At 63.1% G+C, this 8,861-nt stretch carries 7 protein-coding genes and 1 other RNA gene; 7 read left to right on the forward strand and 1 reads right to left on the reverse strand.

The features are described 5' to 3' along the window. The first annotated feature begins 228 nt into the window (after positions 1–228). From XcyCFBP4188_RS21840 to XcyCFBP4188_RS21855, 4 genes are all read left to right on the forward strand, one after another. Positions 229–720 carry a hypothetical protein gene (locus XcyCFBP4188_RS21840; RefSeq protein WP_006449979.1) on the forward strand — a complete coding sequence of 164 codons (492 nt, stop codon included), beginning with the start codon at positions 229–231 and terminating at the stop codon, positions 718–720. A 239-nt stretch (positions 721–959) separates the two neighbouring features. After that, positions 960–2,489 (forward strand): aldehyde dehydrogenase, encoded by a 1,530-nt coding sequence (gene adh, locus XcyCFBP4188_RS21845; RefSeq protein ID WP_104592846.1) that lies wholly within the window; start codon positions 960–962, stop codon positions 2,487–2,489. 168 nt (positions 2,490–2,657) lie between these two features. Further along, a complete protein-coding gene (gene adhP, locus XcyCFBP4188_RS21850) occupies positions 2,658–3,686 on the forward strand; it encodes an alcohol dehydrogenase AdhP (RefSeq protein ID WP_074056285.1) in 1,029 nt (342 codons plus the stop codon). A gap of 21 nt (positions 3,687–3,707) precedes the next feature. Beyond that, positions 3,708–4,103: a DUF779 domain-containing protein gene (locus XcyCFBP4188_RS21855; RefSeq protein WP_006449982.1), complete on the forward strand. Its 396-nt coding sequence runs from the start codon at positions 3,708–3,710 to the stop codon at positions 4,101–4,103. 50 nt (positions 4,104–4,153) lie between these two features. On the opposite strand, the gene XcyCFBP4188_RS21860 is transcribed toward XcyCFBP4188_RS21855, so the two are convergent. Beyond that, positions 4,154–4,333 (reverse strand): hypothetical protein, encoded by a 180-nt coding sequence (locus XcyCFBP4188_RS21860; RefSeq protein ID WP_043908200.1) that lies wholly within the window; start codon positions 4,331–4,333, stop codon positions 4,154–4,156. A gap of 151 nt (positions 4,334–4,484) precedes the next feature. Here XcyCFBP4188_RS21860 and ku point away from each other — a divergent pair, with 151 nt between their 5' ends. From ku to XcyCFBP4188_RS21875, 3 genes are all read left to right on the forward strand, one after another. Then, entirely contained in the window at positions 4,485–5,432 is a 948-nt protein-coding gene (ku, locus tag XcyCFBP4188_RS21865; protein WP_043908206.1) for a non-homologous end joining protein Ku, read from the forward strand. An 8-nt stretch (positions 5,433–5,440) separates the two neighbouring features. After that, a complete protein-coding gene (ligD, locus tag XcyCFBP4188_RS21870; protein ID WP_104592847.1) occupies positions 5,441–8,200 on the forward strand; it encodes a DNA ligase D in 2,760 nt (919 codons plus the stop codon). A gap of 61 nt (positions 8,201–8,261) precedes the next feature. Further along, positions 8,262–8,338, forward strand: a non-coding RNA gene (locus XcyCFBP4188_RS21875) — sX9 sRNA. The last annotated feature ends 523 nt before the right edge of the window (positions 8,339–8,861 follow it).

An 8,861-nucleotide genomic window follows, 5' to 3' on the forward strand; every position in this document is an offset into this window, starting at 1 on the left:
CGTGCAGCGAGCAATTTTCATGGCTGAGAGTCGGGGCTAATCAGGATAGTTTAATCGCTCGGGCCATTAGTGTTAACAGGCCCTAGTGCATGCCTGTGAGTTGCATGGCACGCAACCAGCTCTGCATGACACCTATCATTGCAACCACTGAGTGGCACTACATCGCTGCAGTGCCTGCGGCTAGCCGGTTGTGAGGTGCGTGCTACGCTCGGTCCTCTCGCACAATGCATGGAGCACGTGATGAAGTTCTTGGCAGCAATGTCGATTGTGGTGTTTTGCACGAACAGCCTGTTGGCCAGTGCCGCTACGCCTGCGGAACAGGGCGATTTGCGTGTGACGCGCACCTATCCGACAAACAGTCCGGCGGTGGCGCAAGTGTATCGCTGGTTGTTGGAGCAGCCGTCCAGGCTAAAGCTTCCGGCAAGCGCTGCCGAATTAGGCCAGGTGCGGACCAGCTACTTCACGCACGCGCCAGGAGCGGATCGGCGCACGGATCTGACCAGCACAGAGGTTGCCTTCCCTGTGCGTGGGCATAGCGGCGATGAGGTCGGTATCGATGCCTGTGGCGCCGGTATTCGTTATCAATGGAAGTACCGATGGGTGTCGTCGTCGGCAAACGCCGGTTGGCGGTTGCTGGATTACCAATTCAAGCAGGTGCAAGACTGTGATGCCGCCATGGCGGATCCCGGGTTCGTCAAGCCGGCCGCACCGCGCAGCTGAGGTGAGCGTGTATAGCGCTTGCGGCCCATCGTGTCGCACGTTGCGAGTGCTACACGCAGCAAGCCTGGCACCAGTTATCTGTGTGCACTCAATGATGCGCTGCAGCGCACTTTCCACAGCTGCGTACGAAAAAACGGCTGCGCCGCAATGAAGCAGCGCAACAGCGCATGACATGACATTGCGCTAGCACTTGCGCGGGTATACACGTTCGCATCGGACCATCGCAGCAGGAGACCATGATGAATGCGCTTCCCTCCACCAAGCCGTTGAATACCGACCCGACCTCGATTTTCAAACCGCGCTACGACAACTTTATCGGCGGTGCGTGGGTGGCGCCGGCGAGCGGCCAGTACTTCGACAACACCACGCCGATCAGCGGCAAGGTGTTCACCTCGATCGCGCGCTCCAACGCGCAGGACATCGAAGCGGCGCTGGATGCGGCGCATGCGGCCAAGGAGGCCTGGGGCAAGACCTCCACCACCGACCGCGCCAACGTGTTGCTCAAGATCGCCGACCGCATCGAGCAGAATCTGGAACTGCTCGCCTATGCCGAGACCTGGGATAACGGCAAGCCGGTACGCGAAACGCTCAACGCCGATGTGCCGTTGTGCGTGGATCACTTCCGCTATTTCGCCGGTGCCATTCGCGCGCAGGAAGGCGGCATTTCCGAGATCGACAGCGACACCATCGCCTATCACTTCCACGAACCGTTGGGCGTGGTCGGGCAGATCATTCCGTGGAATTTCCCGCTGCTGATGGCGTGCTGGAAACTCGCACCGGCACTGGCCGCCGGCAACTGCGTGGTGATGAAGCCGGCCGAGCAGACACCGGCCTCGATCCTGGTGTTGATGGAAGTGATCGGCGACCTGCTGCCGCCCGGCGTGCTCAACGTGGTCAACGGCTTCGGGCTGGAGGCGGGCAAGCCGCTGGCCAGCAACCCGCGCATCGCCAAGATCGCCTTCACCGGCGAAACCACCACCGGCCGGCTGATCATGCAGTACGCCAGCCAGAACCTGATTCCGGTGACGCTGGAGCTGGGTGGCAAATCGCCGAACATCTTTTTTGCCGATGTGATGGCTGAAGACGACGATTTTCTCGACAAGGCGGTGGAGGGCTTCGTGCTGTTCGCCTTCAATCAGGGCGAGGTGTGCACCTGCCCATCGCGCGCGCTGATCCAGGACTCGATCTACGACAAGTTCATGGAAAAAGCGCTCGCACGCGTGGCCGCGATCAAGCAAGGCAACCCGCTCGATCCCAACACCATGGTCGGCGCGCAGGCTTCCAGCGAGCAGCTGGAAAAGATTCTGGCCTACATCGATATCGGCAGACAGGAAGGCGCCGAAGTGTTGATCGGTGGCGAGCGCAACACGCTCGATGGCGAGTTGGCCGATGGCTTCTACGTCAAGCCGACCGTGTTCAAAGGCCACAACAAGATGCGCGTGTTCCAGGAAGAGATCTTCGGCCCGGTGGTGTCGGTGACCACCTTCAAGGACGAGGCCGAGGCGCTGGCGATCGCCAACGACACGCTTTACGGCCTGGGCGCCGGCGTGTGGAGTCGCGATGCGGCGCGGCTGTATCGCATGGGCCGCGCAATCCAGGCCGGGCGCGTGTGGACCAATTGCTATCACGCCTATCCGGCGCATGCCGCGTTCGGCGGTTACAAGCAGTCGGGCATCGGCCGCGAGAATCACAAGATGATGCTCGACCATTACCAGCAGACCAAGAATCTGCTGGTGAGCTATTCGCCGAAGGCGTTGGGGTTCTTCTGACGCGTGGGCCTGTTGTCGCTCGACTGCGATGCGCGATGGATCGGGCACAGGTGTGCCCGGCCACCGCGCCGACTGCACATGAACTGCGTACACCCGATTTGACTTCGATCAAGGCATGCCGCCCTCAGGGCGCCTAGGGTGGACTGCACTATCAGTGCGGAGCGCAGCATGGACACGACAATGAAAGCAGCGGTGGTGCGTCAGTTCGGCGCGCCGCTGGTGATCGAGGAAGTGCAGGTGCCGCGGCCGCAGGCCGGCGATCTGCTGGTCAAGATCGAAGCCTGCGGGGTCTGCCACACCGATCTGCATGCCGCGCAGGGCGACTGGCCGGTCAAGCCGAACCCGCCCTTCATTCCAGGCCATGAGGGCGTGGGCTATGTGGTGGCAGTGGGTGCGGGCGTGCGTCACGTCAAGGAAGGCGACCGGGTGGGTATTCCGTGGCTGTACTCGGCCTGCGGGCATTGCGAGCATTGCCTGGGCGGCTGGGAGACGCTGTGCGAGGCGCAGCAGAACAGCGGGTATTCGGTCAATGGCGGATTTGCGCAATACGCGCTGGCCAACGCCGATTATGTCGGGCACCTGCCGAACAACCTGGGGTTCGTCGAGGTCGCGCCGATCCTGTGTGCCGGTGTCACCGTCTACAAGGGATTGAAGGTCACCGACACCAAGCCGGGCCAGTGGGTGGTGATCTCCGGCATCGGCGGGCTCGGCCATATGGCCGTGCAGTACGCCAAGGCGATGGGCCTGAACGTGGCCGCGGTGGATGTGGACGATGCGAAACTCGCCCTGGCCAAACGCTTGGGCGCGACGGTGACGGTGAATGCGCGCACCACCGACCCGGTGGCGTATCTCAAGAAGGAAATCGGTGGTGCGCACGGTGCCCTGGTCACGGCGGTCTCGCCCAAGGCCTTCGAGCAGGCGATTGGCATGGTGCGCCGTGGCGGGACGGTGTCGCTCAACGGTCTGCCACCGGGCGAGTTTCCGCTGAATATCTTCGGCATGGTGCTCAATGGCGTCACGGTGCGTGGCTCGATCGTCGGTACCCGTCTGGATCTGCAGGAATCGCTGGCATTTGCCGAGCAAGGCAAGGTTGCCGCGACGGTCGCCACCGACACGCTGGACAACATCAACGATGTCTTCGCCCGGATGCGCGCCGGCACGATCGAGGGGCGTATCGTGCTCGACATGGCCGCCTGACGCGGTCGCGGGAGGGAGAGAATGCACGACACCACCCCACAGACCGAGCTGCCATTACAGGTCATGGCCACCTTGGCGGCGTTGCAGTTGATCGACACGCTGCGCGCACGCCACGGCGATGTGCTGTTCCATCAATCCGGCGGCTGCTGCGACGGCTCCTCGCCGATGTGTTTCCCAATGGGCGACTTCATCGTGGGCGACCGCGACGTGCTGCTGGGCGAGATCGGCGGTGCGCCGTTCTATATCAGCGCCTCGCAGTTCGAGTACTGGAAGCACACCCAATTGATCATCGATGTGGTGCCGGGGCGCGGCGGCATGTTCTCGCTGGAAAACGGCGAGGGCGTGCGCTTTCTGGTGCGCTCGCGTCTGTTTGCCGATGACGAGTTCGCCCGCCTGCAGGAGGCAGGTCGGGCGTAGGGCTGATCAGCGCGGCTGGCACGCCTGCGCGTTGTTGCAGTTAGATGTTTTCAGCGGTCTGTCGCGGCCGACGGAGCTGTGCCCGGCTTCTTGGCCGGGGTATCGCCATCGGCCGGAATCAGCTTGTCTGGCGCATCGCCTGCACCGCGGTCTTCGTAATGTTCGGCATCGCGCTTGCCGTGCTGTTCGCCGGGTTGGGTCGGTTGCTCGCGCAGTGGGTCGCGGGACATGGTGTTCTCCTGAGCTTTGCAGATGGATGCGCAGTTCACCGCGCGCAGGGTGAAGAGCATGCAGTCGCGCCATGCGGATGGCTCACGTATGGATCACGGCGCCAGCGTTACAGCTATGTGCTACCCCAACAGCACCCGGAGTCACACGCCGATGGCACGACCGATCTGGACCGGAACCCTCTCGTTCGGCTTGCTCAATGTGCCGGTGTCGCTGATGTCGGGCGAGCGCAAGGTGGACCTGCATTTCCGCATGCTCGATTCGCGCGACAAAAAGCCGATCCGCTTCGAGCGCGTCAATGCCGACACCGGCGACGAGGTGCCGTGGAAGGAGATCGTCAAGGCGTTCGAGTACGACAAGGGCAGCTATGTGATTGTGGAGGAGCAGGACATCCGCTCCGCCTCGCCGGAAAGCCATGAAACGGTAGAGGTGGAGACTTTTGTCGACGCCGCTGACATCGACCCGCGCTATTTCGAAAAGCCCTACATCCTGGTGCCCGGCAAGAAAGCCGAAAAAGGCTATGTATTGCTGCGCGAAACGCTACGCGACACCGGCAAGGTGGGCATCGCAAAAGTGGTCATCCGTACCCGCGAGTACCTGGCTGCGGTGATGCCGCAGGGCGATGCGTTGATCCTGCTGCTGCTGCGCTACCAGCAGGAAGTGGTGGACCCGCAGGACTTCAAGCTGCCGGCCGGCGCGGTGGGCGAATACCGCATCACGCCCAAGGAACAGGAGATGGCCAGGCAGCTGATCGAGTCGATGTCCGGCACCTGGCAGCCGGAGGATTACCACGACGAATTCCGCGGCAAGCTGGAGCAGCTGCTGCGCAAGCGCATCCAGGAAAAGGGCGGTACCACCAAGGTGGATATCGAGCCGCCGCAGCACGAAGACGCCACCACCAACGTGGTCGATTTCATGTCGCTGCTGCAGAAGAGCCTGCAAGCCAATACACGCACGCCGGCCAAGAAAAGCAGTGCGCCGGCAGCGCCTGCCAAGAAAACCGCAACCAAGAAGGCGGCCAAGAAGGCCACCAAAAAGACCGCGAGCAAGCCAACCAAAACAGCAGCCGCGAAAGCGCCGCCGCGCCGCAAGGCCGGATAGGCCAGCCCATGTCACTGCACGACTACAACGCCAAGCGCCGCTTCGACCAGACACCGGAACCGGCCGGCGAGACGCCTGCGCGCGCCAGCAAGCAGCCGATCTTCGTGGTGCAGCTGCACCACGCCAGCTCGCGCCATTACGACTTCCGTCTGGAAGCCGATGGCGTACTCAAGAGTTGGGCCGTGCCGAAGGGTCCGTCGTTGCGCGTTGGCGAAAAACGCCTTGCGGTGCAGGTGGAAGATCATCCGTTGTCGTACGCCAGTTTCGAAGGCGATATCCCGCAAGGGCATTACGGCGCAGGCCATGTGGATGTGTTCGACCACGGCCATTGGCACTGCGAAGGCGATGCGTTGGCCGCGCTGGACGCGGGCAAGCTGGAATTCGAGTTGCAGGGCACGCTGCTGCGCGGTGGCTTTGCGTTGGTGCGCACGCAGATGCGTGGCGGCAAACCGCAGTGGCTGCTGTTCAAGCGCACCGATGCCTACGCGACCGATCTGGATGCCGATGCACTGGTGGCGCAGCAGGCCGCCGGTGCATCGGATGTGGCAACTTCGGCAACGCGTGCCAAGACAGCATCGGTTACAACGCGCGGCAAGGCTAGCCGTGCGCAACGTATGCCGCCAGACGCAATCGCCGAGACATCGACAGTGACAAGCAAACGTGTGCGCTCAGGGCGTGCAGGGTCCAAACAGTGGCGTACCCGCGCACTGGCGCTGGAGGGCGCGCGCGATACGCCATGCCCAACCGAGCTGCGCGCGCAACTGACCTTGCTGCGCGAGCACGCGCCGGAGGGCGAGCGCTGGTTGCACGAGATCAAGTGGGATGGCTATCGCCTGCTGGCCGATCTGGCCGATGGCAACGTGCAGTTGCGCTCACGCAACGACCAGGCCTGGACGCAGCGCTTTCCGGATGTGGTGCGCGCGTTGCAGGCGTTGCCAGTGCGCGATGCGCGCCTGGATGGCGAGCTGGTGGTGCTGGACGCGCAAGGGCGCAGCGATTTCTCGGCGCTGCAACGCGCGCTCGATGGCAGCGTCACGCAGCCGCTGCGCTATATCGTGTTCGACCTGCTCGGGGTCGCCGGGGTGGATCTGCGCGGCACCCCGTTGCTGCAACGCAAGCAATTGCTGCGCGAGTTGCTGGGCGATCAACCGGGCACGCTGGCATTTAGCGACCATGTGATCGGTCACGGACCAGAAGTGTTTGCTGCCAGTGCCGGCACCGGCTGGGAAGGCATCGTCAGCAAGCTCGCCGACGCCCCTTATCGCGAAGGACGCAGCGCCGATTGGGTCAAGACCAAGCACGCAGACAGCGACGAGTTCGTGGTGGTGGGCTACACCGACCCCAAGGGCGCGCGCAGTGGTTTTGGCGCCTTGTTGATGGCGCAACGCGATGGCAAGACGCTGCGCTATGTCGGGCGTGTAGGCACCGGTTTCGACGATGCCTTGCTCGGCAAGATCACCACGCTGTTGCAGGCGCTGCATAGCGACACCGCCACGCTGGAATTGCCCACGCATATTCCGGGGCGGCCACGCGATGTGCATTGGGTGCGACCGGTGTTGATCGCCGAGGTGGCCTTTCGCGGTTGGGCCAAGGAAGGGCTGCTGCGGCAAGCCGCGTTCAAGCGTTTGCGTGAGGACAAACCCATGAGCGAGTTGGGCGGCGATCGCGCCGCGCCGGGTAAGGCGCGTGCTGCGAGCAAACGTGGCGGTGCGACGACGGCCATTGCGCCTGCGCGCAAGACGCCGACAAAAAAAGCAACCAAAACGACAGTGGAAGCATCCACCAGGACTGCCAGCAAACGCGTGCGTTCAACGGCATCGAAGACGACCGCTATATCGAAGACTGCAGCGTCCGAATCCAGGGCATCGAAACCCGCAGCGTCCACATCCAAATCCACAGACGGCATCACCATCACTCATCCCGAGCGCGTAGTGTTTCCTGCGGTCGGTATCAGCAAGGGCGATGTGGCTGACTACTACCGCGCAGTGGCGCCGCTGGTGCTGGCGGAGATCGCAGGCCGCCCGTTATCGCTGTTGCGTTGCCCCGACGGCGCCGGCGGCGAGTGCTTCTTCCAGAAGCACGAAGGTCGCCATCTAGGCGCGCATATCAAGGCGATCCCGCTAAAGCAAAAAAGCGGCACGGAGGATTACATCTACGTCGAAGATGCCGCCGGCCTGCTCGAGCTGGTGCAGATGAACACGCTCGAGTTGCATCCCTGGGGTGCGCAGGTGGACGACCCGGAGCATCCGGATCGCCTGGTGTTCGACCTGGACCCCGGCGACGGGGTGTCCTGGGCCGACGTGGTGGCTGCCGCGCGCGATATCCGCGCCAAGCTGCGCAGTGCAGGGCTGGAAAGCGCGGTGCGCCTGTCCGGCGGCAAGGGCCTGCACGTGGTGGTGCCGATCGTGCCGGAGGCGGGTTGGGAGCAAGCGCGCGATTTCTGCGAAGCGTTTGCGCAGGCACTGGCAACGCACACGCCGGACCGCTACGTGGCGACCATGAGCAAGGCCAAACGCCACGGCGTGATCTTCGTCGACTGGCTGCGCAACGGACGCGGCAATACCAGCGTGTGTTCGTGGTCGTTACGCGCCCGCGAAAAAGCCACCGTCGCCGTGCCGCTGCGCTGGGAAGAACTCGGCAAGATCAGCGGCCCGGATGCGTTTCCGATGGACAAGGCATTGCAACGTGCCAAGCGCCAACGCGCAGATCCATGGGAATCGGTGCTGGCGTTGCAGCAATACTTGCCCACGGGCGACGATAAAAACTAAGAACGGCTAACAAACCTACTGCGCAGCCCCCACGCGGGCGCGGCCTGTGTTCGGAATCGGCATTACCACTCGTACACCCCGGTTCTGAGCGCGCCGTCCGCACCCCACCTGACGAACGCTCGCTACGTTTTGTTAGCCGCTCTGAGTCGGAGGCTCAGGTCAAACGCCTGGTTGGTCGAGCGCGCGGTGCCCTCACCGCTCGCGGGACACGCCGTAAACCCGTCCCTGGGGGCTCGGTGGCGGCATCCATGCCGCCACACGGTCCCGCAAGCGGTGAGGACACCGCACCAGAAAGTTTGCTGGCTGTTTTATTGAAAGCTACGCACACCGACCAACTCGACTGGTCCTTGCCCGCCCACCGTCGCGGGACCTTACGCGGCATGGATGCCGCGTAAGAGCTTACAAGGACGTACTTGCAGCGTGTCCTGCGATGGTGGGCGGGCAAGGGCCCTGCAGCAAACTCACAGCGTCGAGGTCGCAGCGANTGGCTGTTTATTGAAACTATGCGCACCGACCATCTTGACTGGTCCTTGCCCGCCTACCGTCGCGGGACCTTACGCGGCATGGATGCCGCGTAAGAACCTGTTCAAAGTCTGCCCGAAATATCCGATCATATGGAGATGAGAGCACGCTATCCCAGTGACATCAGCCGTGAGCAGTT

The sequence above is a fragment of the Xanthomonas hortorum pv. cynarae genome (genome assembly GCF_002939985.1).
In the GTDB taxonomy this organism is placed as follows: Bacteria; Pseudomonadota; Gammaproteobacteria; order Xanthomonadales; family Xanthomonadaceae; genus Xanthomonas; species Xanthomonas hortorum_D.